An 18,346-nucleotide genomic window follows, 5' to 3' on the forward strand; every position below is an offset into this window, starting at 1 on the left:
TGGCTATGGGTCCCTGCTTTCGCAGGGACGACAGCGGTGAAGACCTCAGCTCGCCTCGGCCAGCAGCGAGAGTTGGCGCGGTGCGGGCTCGACGTCGCTTTGGTCGGTGAGGTGGGTCGGGTAGGCACCAGTGAAGCAGTGGTCGGCGAATTTCGGGTTGGCGGGGTCGCGGCCCTCATAGCCCATCGCGCGGTACATGCCGTCGATCGACAGGAAGGCGAGCGAGTCGGCGCCGATGATGTCGCGCATCTCCTCGAGCGAATGCGTCGCGGCGAGCAGGCCGCCGCGATCGGGCAGGTCGATGCCGTAATAGTCCGGATAGAGGATCGGCGGCGAGGCGAGGCGGAAGTGCACCTCGCGGGCGCCGGCGTCGCGCATCATGCGCACGATCTTCTTGGAGGTGGTGCCGCGCACGAGCGAGTCGTCGATCAGGATGATGCGCTTGCCCTCGATCGCGGCGCGGTTGGCCGAATGCTTCATGCGCACGCCGAGTTCGCGCACGCTCTGGGTCGGCTGGATGAAGGTGCGGCCGACATAGTGGTTTCTGATAATGCCGAGCTCGAACGGCACGCCGGAATACTGGCTGTAGCCGACCGCGGCGGGCACGCCGGAGTCCGGCACCGGCACCACGACGTCGACCTCGGGATGACTCTCGCGGGCGAGCTGTGCGCCGAACGCCTTGCGTACGTCGTAGACCGAGCGGCCGCCGACGATGGAGTCGGGCCGGGCGAAATAGATGTATTCGAAGATGCAGGGCCGCGGCGCTTTCGGCGGGAACGGCTTGTGGGTGTGCGCGCCTTGCTCGTCGAACACGATGATCTCGCCGGGCTCGATGTCGCGGACATACTTGGCGCCGATCATGTCGAGCGCGCAGGTCTCGGAGGTCAGGATCGGACGGCCGTCGAGATCGCCGAGCACCAGCGGGCGGATGCCGAGCGGATCGCGCGCGCCGACCAGCTTCTTGTTGGTCAGCGCGACCAGCGCATAGGCGCCCTCGATGGTGCGCAGCGCCTCGATGAAGCGGTCGATGAAGCGGGTGCGCTTGGACTGCGCGACCAGGTGCAGGATCACCTCCGTGTCGCTGGTCGACTGCATCAGCGCGCCGCCCTTGACCAGCTCGCGGCGAAGGGTGAGGCCGTTGGTGAGGTTGCCGTTGTGACCGACCGCAAAGCCGCCGGCGCTGAGCTCGGCGAACAGCGGCTGCACGTTGCGCAGGATGGTGCCGCCGGTGGTGGAGTAGCGGACATGGCCGACCGCGGCGGTGCCGGGCAGGCGGTCGATCACCTCGCGGCGGGAGAAGGCGTCGCCGACCAGGCCGAGGCGGCGCTCACTGTGGAAGCGGCTGCCGTCGAAGGAGACGATGCCGGCGGCTTCCTGGCCGCGATGCTGCAGGGCGTGGAGGCCGAGCGCGGTGATCGCTGCGGCCTCGGAATGGCCGAAGATGCCGAACACGCCGCATTCCTCGCGAAGCGTGTCGCCGTCGAGATCGGGGTGGTATCTGAAATCGTCGTCGCGGAGATGATGCTCTTGTCGCAGATGGTCCTGCAGTTCGATCGGGCCGAGGTCGAGGTCCATCTGGTCGGCGTGATCGGAAGGGGTCTGCATCTCGTTCATCGCCTCTCGTGAGGGGCCAAATACGTCATCGGCCCGCGGGTTTCTCGATCAGCTTTTTCAAGCCGTCACGCGCAGGTTTGCTATAGCCATCGCCGGACGCCGGCGTCGCCTGATCGCTGGTATCGGCGGCGGAATCGTCGTCCGGCTTATTCTTCTTGAACTTCTTTAAGATGGTGTTCTCGGGGTCGTCAGGCAAGAGCGACATCAGCCAATCCCCGGTTCCCTGCAGCACCACGCGGGACTTCGCCCCGGTGACCCAATCAGGCCGCTGCTTGTCCGGAACCAGCCAGGTGAAGAACATGAACGCCACGACCACGATCAGGAGGCCTCGGGCGAGGCCGAACAGGAAGCCCAGCGTGCGGTCGAGCGCGCCGATCCGCGAATCCAGGATCATGTCCGAGATCCGCACCGTAATGATGGAGACCACGATCAGCGTGCCGATGAACACGCCGGCCACCACGACCACGGCCGCGACCGTGTCGTTGTTGAAATAGGTCTTGGCGGTCGGCAGCAGCTTCGAGAACGCGTACAGCGTGACCAGCGCCGCGGCACCCCAGGCCGCGATCGACAGGATCTCGCGCATGAAGCCGCGCACCATGGCGAGCAGTCCCGAGATCAGCATGACCCCGAGCAGGACGAGATCGAGTATCGTTATCGGCATCGGCTGGTCAGGTCCGCTGGTACGTTTCGGTACGCTGTTTTGAACTCTCGCGAATCGGCGTGTCGGTGCCGTCCAAACTGAGGCGCATCGGGGGCATCCGGCAAGGCCGGAGCGCCGCCTGTCCCGCGCGGCGGATGTATAGCTGTGGGGGCAGGGCGCGTCACGCCCGCTTTAGCCGATATCGCGACGGAATCGGGCCGGTGTGGCATTTTTCTCAGCCGGATCAGCACTCCCGGCGCCTGGGTCGCCTCGTGGTGTACCCGGGTCGGCCCTAGCCGTACCCCGGTTGCCGCGCGGTGTGCCGCGTGCGGCGATTTCGGCGACCAGCGTGGCCAGGTTGCCGATACTGTTGAGGGCAAGGCCGGCATCGCCGCCGGGCTCGCCGCGCGCCGATTCGGGCAGGATGGCGCGGCCGAAACCAAGCTTGGTGGCCTCCTTGAGCCGCGCCGGGGTCTGCGCCACCGGCCGGATCGCGCCGGACAGCGAGATCTCGCCGAAATAGACCGCATCCGTCGGCAGCGGTGCATTGACCAGCGAGGACACCAGCGCGGCGGCCGCCGCCATGTCCGCGGCCGGCTCCTGGATACGCAGGCCACCGGCGACGTTCAGATAGACGTCGTGCCCGGACAGCTTGACCCCGCAATGCGCCTCGAGCACCGCCAGCACCATCGACAGCCGGCTCGGGTCCCAGCCGACCACGGCGCGGCGCGGGGTGCCGAGCGAGGTCGGCGCCACCAGCGCCTGCAGCTCGACCAGCACCGGGCGGGTGCCCTCGATGCCGGCGAACACGGCCGTGCCTGGGCTGCCGAGGTCGCGCTCGGACAGGAACAGTTCCGAGGGGTTGGTGACCTCGCGCAGGCCGAGCCCGGTCATCTCGAACACGCCGATCTCGTCGGTCGCGCCGAAGCGGTTCTTGGCCGAGCGCAGGATGCGGAACTGCTGCGAGCCTTCGCCCTCGAACGACAGCACCGCGTCGACCATGTGCTCGACGACGCGGGGGCCGGCGATCTGGCCGTCCTTGGTCACATGCCCGACCAGGATGATGGTTGCCCCGGTCTTCTTGGCAAAGCGAATCAGCGCCTGCGCCGAGGCGCGGACCTGGGTAACGGTGCCGGGCGCGGACTCGACGGTGTCGGTCCACATGGTCTGGATCGAATCGATCACGATCAGTCGCGGCACCGCGCCTTCCGACAGCGTCGAGACGATGTCCTCGACCGACGTTTCGGACGCCAGTTGCACCGGCGCGTCGGCAAGGCCGAGCCGCTCGGCCCGCAACCGCACCTGCGCCACCGCCTCTTCGCCGGAGATATAGACCGCGCGGTGGCCGGCCCGCGCCATCATGCTGGTGGCCTGGGTCAGCAGCGTCGACTTGCCGATGCCGGGATCGCCGCCGACCAGGAGGACCGAGCCGCGCACGAAGCCGCCGCCGGTGACGCGGTCGAACTCGGCCATCCCGGACGACAGCCGCGGCGCGCCCTGGGTCTTGCCCGACAGCGACTCCAGCGCGAACGTCCGCCCCTTGCGCTTGCTGCGGATCGAGACCGGCACCGAGCCCGAGGTGTCTTCCTCGGCCAGCGTGTTCCACTCGCCGCAGGACTCGCATTTGCCCTGCCAGCGATTATACGCCGCGCCGCAATTCTGACAGACGAAGGAAAGGGTCGACTTGGCCATGGAGAATCCTGCCTCGCCCGTGCTTAACGCCTGCGCACCGGCTTGTCAGGACATTTCCGCGGCGACCCGCTGCATGTCACGTCTGATGGCGTCGAAATCGCCACCCGCCGAGATCGCGCGTGCAGCAAAATGGACCGTGCCCGGACCGTCAGCGCGAAAATGCCCGCGTGCCCGCCGGCCATCGCGGCTTGTCGCCCACCGGGCTTGCGCCGATCTCCCATCCGACGCCGCCCCAAATGGCGTCGACGACGCCGAGCTCTCCTGCGGCATCGCGGACATAGAAGATATTCGGCGTGGCGCCGGTCCGCAGCGCGCCGCTGCTCCCGCTGGGCTGCCGCTGCAGCAGGCACCAGACATCGGCCAGCCGGGTCTCGTGGCTTTGGCCGAGTTTCGCGAGAATGTCGCGGTCGCTTGCGGCGGTGTCCAGCACATAGGATTGCAACGAAACGTCGCCGACATCGTCCTCGATCTTGCCCACGAACCGGCGTGCGAACGTCGCGCCGAGCCAGGAAATCCTCACCGTCGCACTCGACGAGATGTCTTCCTTGAAATGGTCGCGCGCGGTGAACTTTTCAGATCGCGAGATCGCCGACGTCGAAGACGGATCGGACGGTTCCTCAGCCGTCGGGCGCAGCGAACATCCGATGCGTTCAGCGGAAACGACCGAATCCGGTGTGCCCGCTGTCGTGCTTTCAGCAGCAGATCCGAGGCTCGTTGTGGCTATCAGGAGTACCAACGACAGGTTGAGTCTTGGCCTGGCCATCTTGTTGTTGTCCTTGAATCCGCGTTGTCAGCGGAGACAAGGTAAACCGCATCGTGCAGATGTAAATCAAAGAACCGGTTTCTGGTTAAGGATAAAAAGTAAGATCAACTGCGATGCAGATTTGAATCAATTGCGATGGAATAAATCTCGTCGCCTTCCGCTCTCGTCGCGTGCTGTGTGTTGCGGTGAGCAAGCTGCGCGGCGCTAAAGCGCGATGAGATTTGGTTGAATCATCATCGCGCTTGAGCTCTTTGTTTGAGCATGATCTTTTCGGAAAGCGCTTCGCACTTTTCCGGATCATGCTTTCGCACTTTTCCGGATCATGCTTTAGATGCGCGAGATCAACAGCGGCGATGTCTCGCGCGGCGTATCGCTTGCCGGCAGCGCCCGGCAGCATCGCGCTTGCGCGCGCAGCGGATCGCTCCAGTTCCAGCGCACGCGCCAGGACGGGTTGTGCGCGTAGGCCGGAACCCGCCAAACCCAGATGGTCTCGTAGACGCTGTCGCCGAGGTGTTCGACGTCGGGCTCCGCGGTCGGCCACAATGCCGAGCCGGCGAGCGCGACCGTCAAGGTTATCGCAACTGTGACAATCATTTTGCGCATCACGCGCCTGCCTTTCCTGCCGTTCGACGGGCTGATCGCCCGCGACGTCCAATGCTTCTCGCGGTGCTCGAATGACGCAGCTTGGGGGCACGACAATATTGCCGTGACGTAAGGCACCGGCCCGAACAAATGTCCTTCTTCCGCAACGATCGAACGCAAGTAATATGGCCGTCATAATCGCAACGCGCGGTGCAGGCAATCCGGCAAACAACGTGCTGCAAGACTCTTTCGCGCTTTTTCCAGGGCGCAGAAAGCCAAGCCCGTAGAACTACGTCGTGGATTGTGCGGCCTTCAATGCACGGCGGCCGACCACAGCAGCGCCGTGCCGGCGGCAAGCATGATGCCGTCCATGATCAGGCGAAAGGATTCGGGCCTGAGCTGCAGCACGAAGCGCTTTGCGACGAAAGCTCCTGCCATCAGCGACGAGCCGGCGATCAGGCCCTTGAGCGCGACGTCTGACGTCAGCGCGCCGAAGCGTTCGAACGTCACCGACTTGCTGACATAGAGCCCGAGCGAGCTCGCCGCTTCGGTGGCGAGGAATGCGCCTTTGGAAAGGCCATAGAACAGGAACAGCGGCACGCTGAGCGGGCCGGTCGAGGCCACGATGCCGGTGAGGTAGCCGATCAGGGCGCCGCCGATCATCAGGTGCCAGAGATTGGCTTTCAGCCTGTGGTGCGCGAGCCAGTGCCGCACCGGCACCATCGCGATCAGGAAGATGCCGATTGCGATGTCGACCGCATGCGAGGGCAGGGCCAGCAGCGTGCGCGCGCCGAGCGCGGCTGCCGGAATGCCGGTGATGGAATAGGCGGCGCAGGCACGCCAGTCGACATCGCGCCACCAGGCCATGATGCGCGACAGATTGGCCATCACCGCGGCGACCGCCATGATCGGCACCGCCTGCTTCGGTCCGAACTGATAGACCAGCACCGGCATCAGCATGATCGACGAGCCGGTGCCGACGATGCCGGAAATGGTGCCTGCGACCAGGCCGACCATGAGGACGAAGACGTAGCCCACAGCGATCTGCTCCCGGCCTGATTCCCTTGGGGGCGCGGAGTTTGGTCCTCGTGGCGGGCGCGTCAACCGGCCGCAGCATGTTCCGCTGCGGCGTGACTCACCAGCAATGCAGCAAATCCAGTGTCGCAGACCGGGACAACGAGTGGCTGGGCAATCACCGCAACACCACCCACGCCGGCGCGTGGTCGCTGGCACCTTCCTCGCCGCGCACGGCGCGGTCGACGCCGGCCTTCGCGAGCCGGGCCGCTACGGCGGGGCTGAGCAGGAGATGATCGAGCCGCAAGCCGGCATCGCGCGGCCAGCGGTTGCGCTTGTAGTCCCAGAAGGTGAACATCGGATCGTCCGGATGCAGCGTGCGGATCGCATCGCACCAGCCCTGCTCGACCAGCGCCTTGAACGCGGCGCGGCTCTTCGGCTGGATCAGCGCATCCTTGTCCCAGGAGCGCGTCGGATAGATGTCGAACGGCGTCGGCGCGACATTGTAGTCGCCGGCGAGCACCACCGGAATATCCTGCTTGAGCAGCTTTCCGGCGTGCGTGCGCAGCCGCTTGAACCAGGCGAGCTTGTAGTCGAATTTCGGCCCCGGCTGCGGATTGCCGTTCGGCAGATAGAGACTGGTGACGACGATGCCGCGCACGGCGGCCTCGATGTAGCGCGCCTCATGGTCGTCGCGGTCGCCGGGCAGGGCAGTGCGGATCAGGACCGGCTCGGACCTGCGCGCGAGGATCGCAACGCCGTTCCAGGTCTTCTGTCCCTGCCACACCGCGCCGTAGCCGGCCTTCTCGATGGCGGCAGCCGGGAACTCGGCGTCGCTCGCCTTCAATTCTTGCAGGCTGACGACGTCGGGCTTCGCCGCCTTCAGCCAGCGCAGCAGGTTGGGCAGCCGGCGGTTGACGTTGTTGATGTTGAAGGTCGCGATCTTCATGCCCACAGACGATCGCGAACAGGCTCAGCTGGCTGCGCTGGACGGCAGCGGCCGCGGTGCGGCCGGTATGGCTGGAGCTTCGGGCAGGGCCGGAGAGGCCGCAGGCGCAGCGACCGGCTCGGGCTTCGCCGGCTCCTCCTGGGCGGCGAGGGCCTCGCCGCCCTTGTAGATGCGCACGAAGCGGCGGCCCAGGCTGGTCAGCACCTCATAGCCGATGGTGCCGAAGTGATGCGCGACCTCGTCGACCGTGATGCCTTCACCGATCAGTGTCACCATGTGGCCGCGGCGCACCGCGCTCTTGTCGAGATCGGTGACGTCGACCGCGATCAGATCCATCGAGACGCGGCCGGCGATCGGGCAGCGCTTGCCGGCGACCATGACCTCGGCGCCGCGGGTGCCGTCATTGGCGCTGGCGGCGCGGAAATAGCCGTCGGCATAACCCGCCGCGACGATCGCAAGGCGGGTCGAGCGCCGCGCGGTCCAGGTGCCGCCATAGCCGACGGTCTCGCCGCGGTCGATGTTGCGGATCTGCACGATGCGCGCCTTGAGATCGACCACCTGCTGCATCGGATTGTCGGCCTCCGGCGTCGGGTTGACGCCGTAGAGCGCCGCGCCCGGCCGCACCATGTCGAACTGGAACTGGGCACCGAGGAAGCAGCCGGACGAATTCGCCAGCGACGCCGGCACGCCGGTGAACAGGCTGGCGATCTCGCGGAAGGCCGAGAGCTGTTTTGCGTTGGCAGGATTGTTGGGCAGCTCGGCGGAGGCGAGGTGGCTCATCACCAGCGTGATGCCGTGGTCGCCGGCATTGATGCGCGGGATGATGCCCTGCGCCTCGCTGACCGTCAGCCCGAGCCGGTTCATCCCGGTGTCGATATGGATGGCGGCGCCGCCGGACCAGCCGGAGCGGCGGCAGAACACGTCCCATTCGGCCAGCTCGTTGAGATCGCCGATCACAGGCTTGCAGTCGATCCTGGCGTAGGCATCGCCGGTCTGCTGGAAGAAGCCGCCGAGCGAATACACCGTCGCCTGGGGCGCGGCCGCGCGCACCGCTGCGGCCTCCTCGACATTGGCGACGAAGAAGGTCTTGCAGCCGGCATTGGCCAGCGCGCGCGACACCTGCTCGGCGCCGCAGCCATAGGCGTTGGCTTTGACCACGGCGGCGCATTCGGCCGGCACCGCGGTCTTCTCCAGCTTGCGCCAGTTGGCGATGATGGCGTCGAGGTCGATCGTCAGGATGCCGGTGGCGGCCGGATAGGCCGCCAGCAGGTTGGCTTCGGGCGTCAGCTGCGATTTCGCGTCGGTGTTGATGCTCATGCGTCAGTTGTACGCGCGGGCCCTCCGCCGTTCAACCGCGTCACGTCGCGAGTCAGTCTCGGTCGTTCGAAAAGCTTAGTAACCGCGATCGGGAACCTGGCCATCCGGCGCGAGATCGCCGAACCGGGTGACGCTGGCTTCGAAGTGCAGGTCGACGGTGCCGGTCGGACCGTGACGCTGTTTGCCGATGATGACTTCGGCCTTGCCGTGGGCGAGGTTCATCTCCATCTGCCACTTCTCGTGCTCGGGCGTGCCGGGCCGCGGCTCCTTGTTGGCGAGATAGTATTCCTCGCGATAGACGAAGATCACGACGTCGGCGTCCTGCTCGATCGAGCCGGATTCACGCAGGTCCGAGAGCTGCGGCCGCTTGTCGTCGCGGTTCTCGACCTGACGCGAGAGCTGCGACAGGGCGATGATCGGGACGTTCAATTCCTTCGCCAGCGCCTTCAGGCTGGTGGTGATCTCGGTGATCTCCTGGACGCGGTTGTCGGTACCCTTCTTGCCCGAGCCCTGCAACAGCTGGATGTAGTCGATCACGATCAGGTCGAGGCCCTTCTGCCGCTTCAGGCGGCGGGCGCGGGCGGTGAGCTGCGAGATCGAGAGGCCGCCGGTTTCGTCGACATAGAACGGCAGCGACTGCAATTCGATCGAGCAGTCGCGGATCTTCTCGAAATCGAGCTCGGTGATGCCGCCGCGGCGGATCGAGCTCGAGGGGATGCCGGTGCGCTCGGCGAGAATACGGGTGGCGAGCTGCTCGCCGCTCATTTCGCACGAGAAGAAGCCGACCGAGCCGCCATTGATCGCCTTGGTGGTGCCGTCCGCCTGCACCTCGGGCACATAGGCCTTGGCAATATTGTAGGCGATGTTAGTGGCGAGCGAGGTCTTGCCCATGCCGGGACGGCCGGCGAGGATGATGAGGTCCGACGGTTGCAGGCCGCCCATCTTGGCGTCGAGATCGCGCAGGCCGGTCGAGATGCCGGACAATTTGCCGTCGCGCTGGAACGCCTTGGCCGCCATGTCGACGGCGGTGGTCAGCGCCTGTGCGAAGCGCTGGAAGCCGCCGTCGTAACGGCCAGTTTCGGCCAGCGCATAGAGCTGCCGCTCGGCATCCTCGATCTGCGCGCGAGGAGCAAAGTCCACGGGCGCGTCATAGGCGACGTTGACGATGTCCTCGCCAATCTGGATCAGGTTGCGGCGCAGGCTGAGGTCGTAGACGGTACGGCCGTAGTCCTGGGCGTTGATGATGGTGGTCGCCTCGGCGGCGAGGCGCGCGAGGTATTGGCTGACCGTCATGCCGCCGATGTCGGTGTCACCAGGCAGGAAGGTCTTCAGCGTCACCGGGGTGGCGACCTTGCCCATCCGGATCAGAGAGCCTGCGGTCTCGTAGATCGTCTGGTGCAGCGGCTCATAGAAGTGCTTCGGCTCCAGGAAGTCGGAGACCCGGTAGAAGGCGTCATTGTTGACCAGGATCGCGCCCAGCAGGCCCTGTTCCGCTTCAATGTTGTGCGGTGCGCTCCGATAGGCCGGCGATGCGGCATCGGTCGCGAGCTTGTGGACGTTCGAATCAATCAGGGCCATGGACAAGCTTATTCTTCTGATCTTGGCGTTGCTGCGATTTTCGGATGCGGGGCGGCGATCAAGCGCCAGCGCGGCACGAAGCGAAAGATGGGATGTGCCTTATGCACGATTCACACAACGGGGTGTGTGAATCCCGGACGGCCAGACGCATTCCGCTTGACGTGGTTCTGGCGCGAGGCGGGGCCGGTTCACGCAAGAAAACGCGCGTCAGAACAAGACTCTAGAGCATTCCGATTCCATCGGAACGGAAAACAATTCTCGCGATGTCGCTGGCAGAAATCCGCTGCGGCCTGAACTTTTTTGCGGGCAGCAAGACCCATTCAATGGTGCGGCGGCTGTTGGCGCCCGGTCCTCAGAGCAGAATGAGGAAAGCCAGTGCGACCAGGGCGGCCACCACACCGGTTGCAATCAGGGCGTAGTCGGTCGCGATATCGCGCTGCGGGTCCAACATCGACTGGTGCGTTTCTCGGGTCATTCCGGACCACTACTGCAGACCGGAACGGACCTCTGTGAAGCAGATCACACGGGCCGCAATTTCTTTGCGGCATGGTCGCGGGAACGACCGGATGGTTTCCGGGTTGTCTCCCCTCATGGAAGACACGGCGACGATGGCTCAGGAGCTTCAGGCAACGCGATTTCCGGTGGGGCAGGCAGCTGCCCTCGACCCGCGTTGGCTGAAGCGGCTGATCGGCGCCATGGAGCAGGCGGCCCTCTCGGAGGTTCGGCAGGTTCCCTGTGATGCCCGGCTGATCTCAGCCGTATCGGCCCATCTTGCCCGCCCGGCGGCCAGCTTCGCGCACTACGGGTCGGCGTACAGGCTGCGGAACTAGCGGCTTCACTCTTTCAGTTGGATTGATTCCAGTCGGATTTATTCGCCGGCGAGCTGCAGCCGCGGCTTGGCAGCGCCCGCCTCCTTGAGGCGCAGGCGGGCTTCCTCATTGCCGATATAGTCGCGGGTCATCGGCACGATGCCCTGCCGCTTGGTCAGCTGCAGCTGGAAGTTCATCATGTTCTGCATCCGGAACGACATCTCCGAGGCCGCCAGATAGAATTCCCACATCCGGGCAAAGGTCTCGTCATAGAGCCGGACCGCTTCCTCGCGCCGTGCCATGAAGCGGTCGCGCCACGCCTTCAGCGTCTCGGCATAATGCAGCCGCAGGATTTCCATGTCGCAGACCAGTAGGCCTGCCTTTTCGATTGCCGGCATGACTTCGGAGAGCGCCGGAATATAGCCGCCGGGGAAGATGTACTTTCGGATCCAGGGGCTGGTGACGTCGGGACCGGTCGAGCGGCCGATCGAATGCAGCACCATGACGCCGTCCTGGCTGAGAAGCTCGGCGCAGCGCTTGAAGAAGGTCTCGTAGAAGGCGACCCCGACATGTTCGAACATCCCGACCGAGACGATGCGGTCGAACGGGCCGGGGACGTCACGGTAGTCCTGCAGCAGGAAGCGCGCTGACAGGTTCCGCTCGGCGGCGCATGGCGCTTCTTGGCGAGCTGGGCATCATCCAGCGAGACGTCGGGCGTCTCGAAATAGGCGCAACTGTATTGCTTGTCGGCGTCGAGGAAGAGCGAATACAGCCGACCATCGAGGTCGTAGTGGCGGGCGACGTTGCTCCTGGACCGGCCTCGGACGTTGAGCTGCTGGGCACGGCGGCCGAGGAAGCGCAGCCACGCCTGCATCCTGGCAAAGTTCGGCAGCATCGCTGCCTGACTCATCAGGATGGCGAGCACATCGGCGATCGTGCCTTGCTCCACCACGAAGGTGCCGTCCATGTAGGCTTCGCCGAGATAGAGCTCGGGATCGATGAGGATCCGTGCTTCGGCTGCTCTGGTCGTGAATCGGACGGCAACCGGTATGCCGGTGCCGTCGCCGCACGTGAATGTCGCTCCGCTCGCGGTCGTGAACGTAATCGCGCCGCGACGGATGAAGCGCCCCAGAAAGAATCGCAACAATCGGTCCATCGAAACACCAACGGAACGGCAAGCTGCAGACGCCCGAAACACCCGAGCTGGGCGCTCCGGCGTCTCCCCACTAGTCAAGATAAGCATGAAATTAGAATGCGCTACTGCGTTATGGTCAAAGCCGATATTCCGAAATGTGACAATTCCGTGCATGCGTCATAGATGCGCTTCCATTCGTTCGGTAATCGGATAAAAGGTGTCCGCCCCGGCCGGTCCACCCGGCGCTGGCGGCGCTTTCCAAGACTTGGAGACCTGGGGAATGTTGAGCCGAGCCCTCAGTCTGGCGACGGTAACGCTTCTGATTGGCCTGTCGGCGGGATCAGGACATGCGCAAAATCTCGAAGCCGGCAAAAGCCCTTCCCAAATCTTCGCAGGGGCCTGCACGGCCTGCCACAAGAGCCCCCGCGGACTGTTGAAGTCCGTGCCGGCCGGCTCACTGCCGGGCTTCCTGCGCCAGCATTACACCACCTCGAGCGACATGGCCGGGGTGCTCGCGGGCTATCTGATTTCGAATGGCGCCAACGACCCGCGCTACCAGGGTAAGGATCATCCCAGGGGCGCCAAGGGCGGCCGCCAGGAGGCGACCCAGTCGCCGGAGCAGCAGACGGAACGTCCGGCGCACCGGCAGCGTCAGGGCGCGGCGCCGCAGGAGGCGGCGAAGCCGGACGCCGACGGCCTGACGCCGGAGGGGCGTCCCGGCCACCGGGCCAAGCGTGCGGCCCGCCCGAGCGAAGCGCCTGAAGCCGCCAACCCGGCCGATGGCCAGCCGCAGGGCGCTGGCGAGGGGAGGCCCTCGCGCAAGAAGCTCGGCCGGCGCGGCAAGCCCGCCGAGGAGCTGAAGCCCGATGAGGGCGCGCGGAGCGAGACGCCGAAGGACGAGTCCAAGGGCCAATCGGCCAGGACCGATTCCTCGACCAAGAGTGATGACAAGGGCGACGCCGACAAATCGGCGAAGCCGGCCGACCAGTCCGACAGCGCCAAGGTCGAGGCACCAAAGGGCGAGCGGCCCGACCCGGTTCCTCCGGTGACGCCGGCACCTCCGGCCGCTGCGGCAGCACCGTCAGCGGCGCCCGCTGCATCGCCGGCCCCTGCGGCCACCGCGCCTGAGCCGGCGGCGAGCCCGGGCTCCGCCGCTTCGCCGACGCCGGCGCCTCCGGTGACTGCCACCGCACCGCTTCCACCTGCGCCGTCCGGGCCGCCGGCAGGTCCGCCCGCGGCTCCCGTTTCAAGGTAATTCGCCCACCGCGCCGCCACGACCATTGCGGCCGCGGCCTCGCGCGGTCAGCCGGTGCTGACGGCGGAGTACAAGTTGAAGCTGCTGTCGCCGGCATCGGGCGATCGCTTGATCTGGCGTGCGCGGGTGATCAAGCCGGGACGCCAGGTCGCGGTGGTCGCGGCCGCCTCGATCGCGATGCTCGACGAAGCCAAGGCGGCACGAATCCAAAGCCCGGCCTGACGAGGCCGGGCTTCAGTCGCATTGGTCGTTGAGAGAGCTTACTTCTCTTCTTCGGCAGCGGCCGGCGCCGGCTCGGTCTCGTCGTGCTGGGCTTCCGGATCGAAGAATTCGCCGGCGGCGGCGAGCGCCTCGGCGGCCGCGTCCTGGTCTTCCTGGCGGGTCGAGATGTCCTCGCCGCGCTTGATGCGCTCGGCCTCGTCGGCGGAACGGGCGACCGTCACGGTGACGCTGGTCTCGACCTCGGGGTGCACGGCAATCGTGACCTTCTGCTGACCGATCGTCTTGATCGGCGAATCCAGCCAGACCTGCGGACGCGAGACGGTGATGCCGTCGGCGGCGAGCGCCAGGACGATGTCGCGCACCGAGACTGAGCCGAACAGCTGGCCGGACTCGGAAGCCTGGCGGATGATGACGATGTCGCGGCCGTCGATCTTCTCGGCGACCTTGGCGGCTTCGCCCTTGGCCTTGATGTTGTTGGCCTCGAGCTCGGCCCTCATGCCGTCATACTTGGCGCGGTTCGCCTCCGTGGCGCGCAGCGCCTTGCCGCGCTTCAGCAAGAAGTTGCGAGCAAACCCGTCACGCACGCGCACGACTTCGCCCATCTGGCCAAGCTTGGCCACGCGCTCCAGCAGAATGACTTCCATTTTGGTTCTCCTTTAGATGCTAAGTACGTTTTCAGTTGTTGGTTGGAATTTTACGACACCGGCAGCGGCGGCGGCCTGCTTTGCAGGAAGCGCTGCCGCAGTCCGAACAGGGCGTCGGCAATGCCGAGCAATGCCATCACGACGATGAGCCCGCTGAACATGAACGTGACGATGTAGACGCATCCGAGCCAGAAGGCGCGATTGCGTGCCGACAACGTCAGCACATGAAGGGCGGCAAAACCGACCATGGCGTAGGCGAGCAGCAGCGCGGTTGCCACGGTCAGCGCCATTTTCGCGAACAAGCCACCGACAAAGCTGAAGGCGATCGCAACCGACAACACCACGAGAGACATCGCCGGCAATGCGATGCTACGGAAGTCCGGCCACGGCCGCCGCAGATGCCCGGATGTCAACGCTACCTTGGCCGCGAGCCAGAGGTTCAGCATCAACGTCATCATGATGCCGAATGGCAGCGCTACCGGCGCCATAATCACGAACAATTTGACGAACAATTCGATGTCGTCCGCGGTTAGCCTTCCATCGTTCTGACTGGCCGCCAGCAAGCCCGCTCGCAGCGTCCCGCCGATGGTCTCAATGTCAGTGCCAAGCGAGAGCAGCAGTCCGGCGGTGGTCAGAATCGCGATTGCCGCAATCCAGATCAGAATGCGGCCGACCGGATACCATTCGACGTCAAGCCGATCCTCGCCTTGCGACGCTGGCCCGGTGGTCGGCCGTCCAAGCATTGCCAGATGGCTAAGCCACCACGCAGGCAGCGCAACACCGACGATGAAAACGATGCAGCCTGGCAAGCCGAAAATGGCGCCGAAGAGACAGGCCGCCACGATGGCGCCGATGGTCGCAGTGAGTTGCCCCCAAGCGAGGCCCGCGAGCATCAACGGAAGCGGCGCGAGGGAAACCAGGCAAGCCAACAGCAGCGAGGTGCGTGCGCCCAATACCGACGCAAACATCAATGCCGACGCGGAGCCGGCGGCAAGCGCAATGCCAATAGACGCGATCATCAGCTGTCCCGCCCCCTTCGAGCGGTTAGGGGGCCTGCATCGAGGACCCCAACCATCGGCGACCGGACGACCCGGAAGCCTTATGAAGTTAAGCGGCCGGCGACGCGCGCCGCCGGCCGAAGGCGATTACCTGATGACGTACGGCAAGAGGCCGAGGAACCGCGCGCGCTTGATAGCGCGGGCGAGTTCACGCTGCTTCTTGGCGGAAACGGCCGTGATGCGGCTCGGCACGATCTTGCCGCGCTCCGAGACGTAACGCATCAGCAGCTTGGAATCCTTGTAGTCGATCTTCGGCGCATTGGCGCCCGTGAACGGGCACGACTTGCGGCGACGGAAGAACGGACGGCGGGCACCAGCGTCAGCCATGATTCTTTACTCCTCGGTCGCTGCTTCATCATCGCGCGGACGGCGCGGGCCACGGTCGCCACGGAAACCGCCGTCGCGGTCGCCACGGAAGCCGCCTTCGCGGTCGCCGCGGAAACCACCGCCGCGGTCATCGCGCTCGCGATCACGGTCGGCCTTGCGCATCATCGCCGACGGGCCTTCCTCGTGCTCTTCGACGCGCACGGTGAGATAGCGGATGACGTCTTCGTTGATCCGCTCCTGGCGCTCGATCTCGCTGACGACGGCCGACGGAGCGTCGATGTTCATCAGCACGAAATGCGCCTTGCGGTTCTTGTTCATGCGGTAGGTGAGGGAGCGCACGCCCCAATTCTCGGTCTTGGTGACCTTGCCGCCACCCTGTTCGACGATACCCGTCATCTGGGTCGTCAGTTCTTCCACCTGCTGGGTGCTCGCGTCCTGACGCGCGAGAAACACATGCTCGTAAAGAGGCATGGATGTCCTTTCCTCATGTTGGCGCGGTTTCCGGCGACAAGCCCTTCGAGACCTTCGGAAAGGACTCGAGCTGCTCAGAAGGCGGGAGCACGGGACGACGGGCCGACTGGCCCTGCCACATCAAAATCAACGAATGAATTTGCTGAGACCGTCCGTTCAGCTCCCGGCCGGAGCCCACGAATGGCGCGCTTTATACGGATTTTGGCCGCGAAGGCAAGCGTCTCGGGCGCGTCGGGGCCCCCTCATTACCGGAGCGGGCGCTCCCGGCTCCAAGCTTTGTTGCCAATCATAGCACGAATCCAGTTGATTTCTTTGTTTGTATATCATACAAATACTTCCGGGAGGACGATCATGGGTTCGGAGACCGCAACCGGCATGTCTGCACCCGATCCGAAACACGCCGTCCGTGCCACACGGTCGGCGGGCCGCAAGATGCGCTCCCTGCTGCTCGACGCCGCCAGCCGGCTGTTCAAGGAGCGCGGACTGTCAGGCACTTCGATCTCCGACATCGCTGCGGCCGCCGACGCCTTCCCGAGCCAGATCACCTATTACTTCCGTACCAAGGAAGCGCTGTTCGTCGAGGCCGCCTGCCGCGACATGCTCTATCTCGCACGCGCGACTGAGCAGGCCGCGCTCAAGGCCCACACGCCGCGCGACTACACCCATGCGCTGGCCGAGACGGTGACCGCGACCGACACCGTCGCCTTCTTCGCCGAGGCTTTGACGCTGACGCGGCGGCGGCAGGATCTCGCACCGCTGGTCGAGCGCACCATCGAGCGGCTGCACAGCGAAGGCGCGCGCGCCTATGCCGGCCAGGTCGAGCGCCACGGCTGGCGCACGCTGCGCGCGCCGGAAGAGAGCTCGCGGCGGTTCTGGGCGGTCGCGATCGGCGTCATCGTCGAAGGCTTTGCGATGGGCCGCGCGGCTGAGGAGATGTGCGGCGAACTGCTGCGCGCGCTCGGCGAGCAGGCGACCGCGCGAGCGGCGCCGGCCACCGCGACGTCAAGCAATGATGCCGCACGCCTTCGCCTGGTCGGCGACCGCGATACGTCATCCTCAACGGACGGGGAGGCCAGCTCATGACCGCACTTCGTATGCGTGCCCGCGATTTCCTGACCGAGGACGAGCTTGTCGCCGTGCGAGAGCGCGTGACCTGGAAGGGCGTCGCGCTGATCGCCCACGCCTGGGCGCTGATCTTCGGCGCGATCGCGCTGGTCGCATGGTGGCCCAATCCGCTGACCTATCTGCTTGCCGTCGCGATCATCGGCTCGCGCCAGCTCGGGCTTGCGATCCTGATGCATGACGGTGCGCATGGCTGCCTGTCGGCGGACGAGAAGACGAACCTGTTTTTGAGCCAGTGGTTCTGCGCCTATCCGACTTTCGCCGAGACCCGCAGCTATCGCCGCTATCATTTGCAGCATCACGCGCGGACGCAGCAGGAGGATGATCCCGACCTCGTGCTGTCGGCGCCGTTTCCGATCACGCGCCTGAGCTATCGCCGCAAGTTCTTCCGCGATATCACCGGACAGACCGGCTACCAGCAGCGCAAGGCGCAGCTGCTCAACGCGCTTGGACCGGGCGACTGGCCGCTGTCGCGGCGCGCCGCGCATTTCTGGGAGAAGCTCGGGCCGCAATGCGTCGCCAATGCGGTGCTGTTCGCGGCGCTTGCCGCTGTGGGCGTGTGGTGGGCCTATCCGCTGTTGTGGCTGGTGCCGCTCTTGACCTGGATGATGGTGATCACGCGCATCCGCAATATCGCCGAACATGCCGTGGTGCCCGACAGCGCCGATCCCTTGCGCAACACCCGCACCACCCACGCCAATTTTCTCGAGCGGCTGTTCATCGCACCGTACTACGTCAACTATCACCTCGAGCATCATCTGCTGTTTTACGTACCTTGCTACAACCTGCCGCGCGTCCACCGCATCCTGAGCGGCAGTCGCCATGCCGACCGGATGGAGGTGCAGCCCGGCTACGGTGCCGTGCTGCGGCTCGCGACAGCGCGGCCCGACCACGAGGATCGCCCGGGACAACTGGTCAACAGCGCGCGCCGGACGCGGGCCGGCGCCAAGGTTAACGCCGACCAGAACGCCGGCGGATTCTAGCCTGAGGCCCGTCTGGCATCCCCAGCGGTTCCTGCGCCGCGGCTTGACATCGTGGCCCTCATCAGTGTCTTACGGCCGGGTTCAGGGCATGGTCCGGACCCGCCGAGGTGCGTTGCGCGACGCGGATACCGTTTCTCCTGCGGCAAAGCGCCAGCGCGCTGGCGCGGAGAC

General features: G+C 65.6%; 18 protein-coding genes and 2 pseudogenes. 5 read left to right on the forward strand and 15 right to left on the reverse strand.

Going from position 1 to position 18,346, the window contains the following annotated elements; genetic code table 11:
- Positions 1-45: 45 nt before the first annotated feature.
- The 10 genes from purF to J6500_RS31995 all read right to left on the reverse strand — a co-directional run bounded on the left by purF (position 46) and on the right by J6500_RS31995 (position 10,624).
- Positions 46-1,614: an amidophosphoribosyltransferase gene (purF, locus tag J6500_RS17875; RefSeq protein ID WP_225714004.1), complete on the reverse strand. Its 1,569-nt coding sequence runs from the start codon at positions 1,612-1,614 to the stop codon at positions 46-48.
- A gap of 25 nt (positions 1,615-1,639) precedes the next feature.
- Complete coding sequence (locus J6500_RS17880) at positions 1,640-2,275, reverse strand: CvpA family protein (protein WP_225714005.1); 636 nt, start codon at positions 2,273-2,275, stop codon at positions 1,640-1,642.
- 171 nt (positions 2,276-2,446) lie between these two features.
- Positions 2,447-3,946: a DNA repair protein RadA gene (radA, locus tag J6500_RS17885; protein ID WP_225714006.1), complete on the reverse strand. Its 1,500-nt coding sequence runs from the start codon at positions 3,944-3,946 to the stop codon at positions 2,447-2,449.
- 148 nt (positions 3,947-4,094) lie between these two features.
- Entirely contained in the window at positions 4,095-4,709 is a 615-nt protein-coding gene (locus J6500_RS17890; protein ID WP_225714007.1) for a hypothetical protein, read from the reverse strand.
- Between the two features lie 327 nt (positions 4,710-5,036).
- Positions 5,037-5,303, reverse strand: a complete 267-nt coding sequence (locus tag J6500_RS17895; RefSeq protein ID WP_225714008.1) for a hypothetical protein — start codon at positions 5,301-5,303, stop codon at positions 5,037-5,039.
- A gap of 300 nt (positions 5,304-5,603) precedes the next feature.
- Positions 5,604-6,329 (reverse strand): sulfite exporter TauE/SafE family protein, encoded by a 726-nt coding sequence (locus tag J6500_RS17900; protein ID WP_225714009.1) that lies wholly within the window; start codon positions 6,327-6,329, stop codon positions 5,604-5,606.
- Between the two features lie 154 nt (positions 6,330-6,483).
- The gene (xth, locus tag J6500_RS17905; RefSeq protein WP_225714010.1) at positions 6,484-7,254 is read right to left on the reverse strand and encodes an exodeoxyribonuclease III; all 771 of its coding nucleotides are present in this window, start codon (positions 7,252-7,254) and stop codon (positions 6,484-6,486) included.
- A gap of 24 nt (positions 7,255-7,278) precedes the next feature.
- Positions 7,279-8,571, reverse strand: coding sequence for an alanine racemase (gene alr, locus J6500_RS17910; protein WP_225714011.1), 1,293 nt, complete (start codon positions 8,569-8,571; stop codon positions 7,279-7,281).
- Between the two features lie 75 nt (positions 8,572-8,646).
- The gene (locus tag J6500_RS17915; RefSeq protein WP_225714012.1) at positions 8,647-10,149 is read right to left on the reverse strand and encodes a replicative DNA helicase; all 1,503 of its coding nucleotides are present in this window, start codon (positions 10,147-10,149) and stop codon (positions 8,647-8,649) included.
- A 352-nt stretch (positions 10,150-10,501) separates the two neighbouring features.
- On the reverse strand, positions 10,502-10,624 hold the full coding sequence (locus J6500_RS31995) for a hypothetical protein (RefSeq protein ID WP_283812771.1): 123 nt from the start codon (positions 10,622-10,624) through the stop codon (positions 10,502-10,504).
- Positions 10,625-10,658: 34 nt separating this feature from the next.
- On the opposite strand from J6500_RS31995, the gene J6500_RS17920 reads away from it, so the two are divergent.
- Positions 10,659-10,979 carry a hypothetical protein gene (locus J6500_RS17920; RefSeq protein ID WP_225714013.1) on the forward strand — a complete coding sequence of 107 codons (321 nt, stop codon included), beginning with the start codon at positions 10,659-10,661 and terminating at the stop codon, positions 10,977-10,979.
- A gap of 38 nt (positions 10,980-11,017) precedes the next feature.
- Here J6500_RS17920 and J6500_RS17925 read toward each other — a convergent pair.
- Positions 11,018-12,114 (reverse strand): annotated as a pseudogene (locus tag J6500_RS17925) (class I SAM-dependent methyltransferase).
- Positions 12,115-12,535: 421 nt separating this feature from the next.
- Here J6500_RS17925 and J6500_RS17930 point away from each other — a divergent pair.
- Complete coding sequence (locus tag J6500_RS17930) at positions 12,536-13,348, forward strand: hypothetical protein (protein WP_312018223.1); 813 nt, start codon at positions 12,536-12,538, stop codon at positions 13,346-13,348.
- A gap of 15 nt (positions 13,349-13,363) precedes the next feature.
- Positions 13,364-13,570, forward strand: a pseudogene (locus J6500_RS17935) (hotdog family protein); the annotation flags it as partial.
- A 38-nt stretch (positions 13,571-13,608) separates the two neighbouring features.
- On the opposite strand, the gene rplI reads toward J6500_RS17935, so the two are convergent.
- The 4 genes from rplI to rpsF form a co-directional block, all read right to left on the reverse strand.
- Positions 13,609-14,214, reverse strand: coding sequence for a 50S ribosomal protein L9 (rplI, locus tag J6500_RS17940; protein WP_225714015.1), 606 nt, complete (start codon positions 14,212-14,214; stop codon positions 13,609-13,611).
- A gap of 50 nt (positions 14,215-14,264) precedes the next feature.
- Positions 14,265-15,233, reverse strand: coding sequence for a DUF2232 domain-containing protein (locus J6500_RS17945; RefSeq protein ID WP_225714016.1), 969 nt, complete (start codon positions 15,231-15,233; stop codon positions 14,265-14,267).
- Between the two features lie 126 nt (positions 15,234-15,359).
- Positions 15,360-15,599, reverse strand: coding sequence for a 30S ribosomal protein S18 (rpsR, locus tag J6500_RS17950; protein ID WP_016844287.1), 240 nt, complete (start codon positions 15,597-15,599; stop codon positions 15,360-15,362).
- Between the two features lie 6 nt (positions 15,600-15,605).
- A complete protein-coding gene (gene rpsF, locus J6500_RS17955) occupies positions 15,606-16,070 on the reverse strand; it encodes a 30S ribosomal protein S6 (RefSeq protein WP_225714017.1) in 465 nt (154 codons plus the stop codon).
- Positions 16,071-16,421: 351 nt separating this feature from the next.
- Between rpsF and J6500_RS17960 the strand changes: the two genes are divergently transcribed.
- Together J6500_RS17960 and J6500_RS17965 are read left to right on the forward strand one after the other, a co-directional pair.
- A complete protein-coding gene (locus J6500_RS17960; protein WP_225714018.1) occupies positions 16,422-17,153 on the forward strand; it encodes a TetR/AcrR family transcriptional regulator C-terminal domain-containing protein in 732 nt (243 codons plus the stop codon).
- On the forward strand, positions 17,150-18,175 hold the full coding sequence (locus J6500_RS17965) for a fatty acid desaturase family protein (RefSeq protein ID WP_225714019.1): 1,026 nt from the start codon (positions 17,150-17,152) through the stop codon (positions 18,173-18,175). The genes J6500_RS17960 and J6500_RS17965 overlap by 4 nt, the downstream gene beginning before the upstream one ends.
- Positions 18,176-18,346 lie beyond the last annotated feature (171 nt).

Source organism: Bradyrhizobium semiaridum (genome assembly GCF_020329505.1).
Taxonomy (GTDB): Bacteria; Pseudomonadota; Alphaproteobacteria; order Rhizobiales; family Xanthobacteraceae; genus Bradyrhizobium; species Bradyrhizobium semiaridum.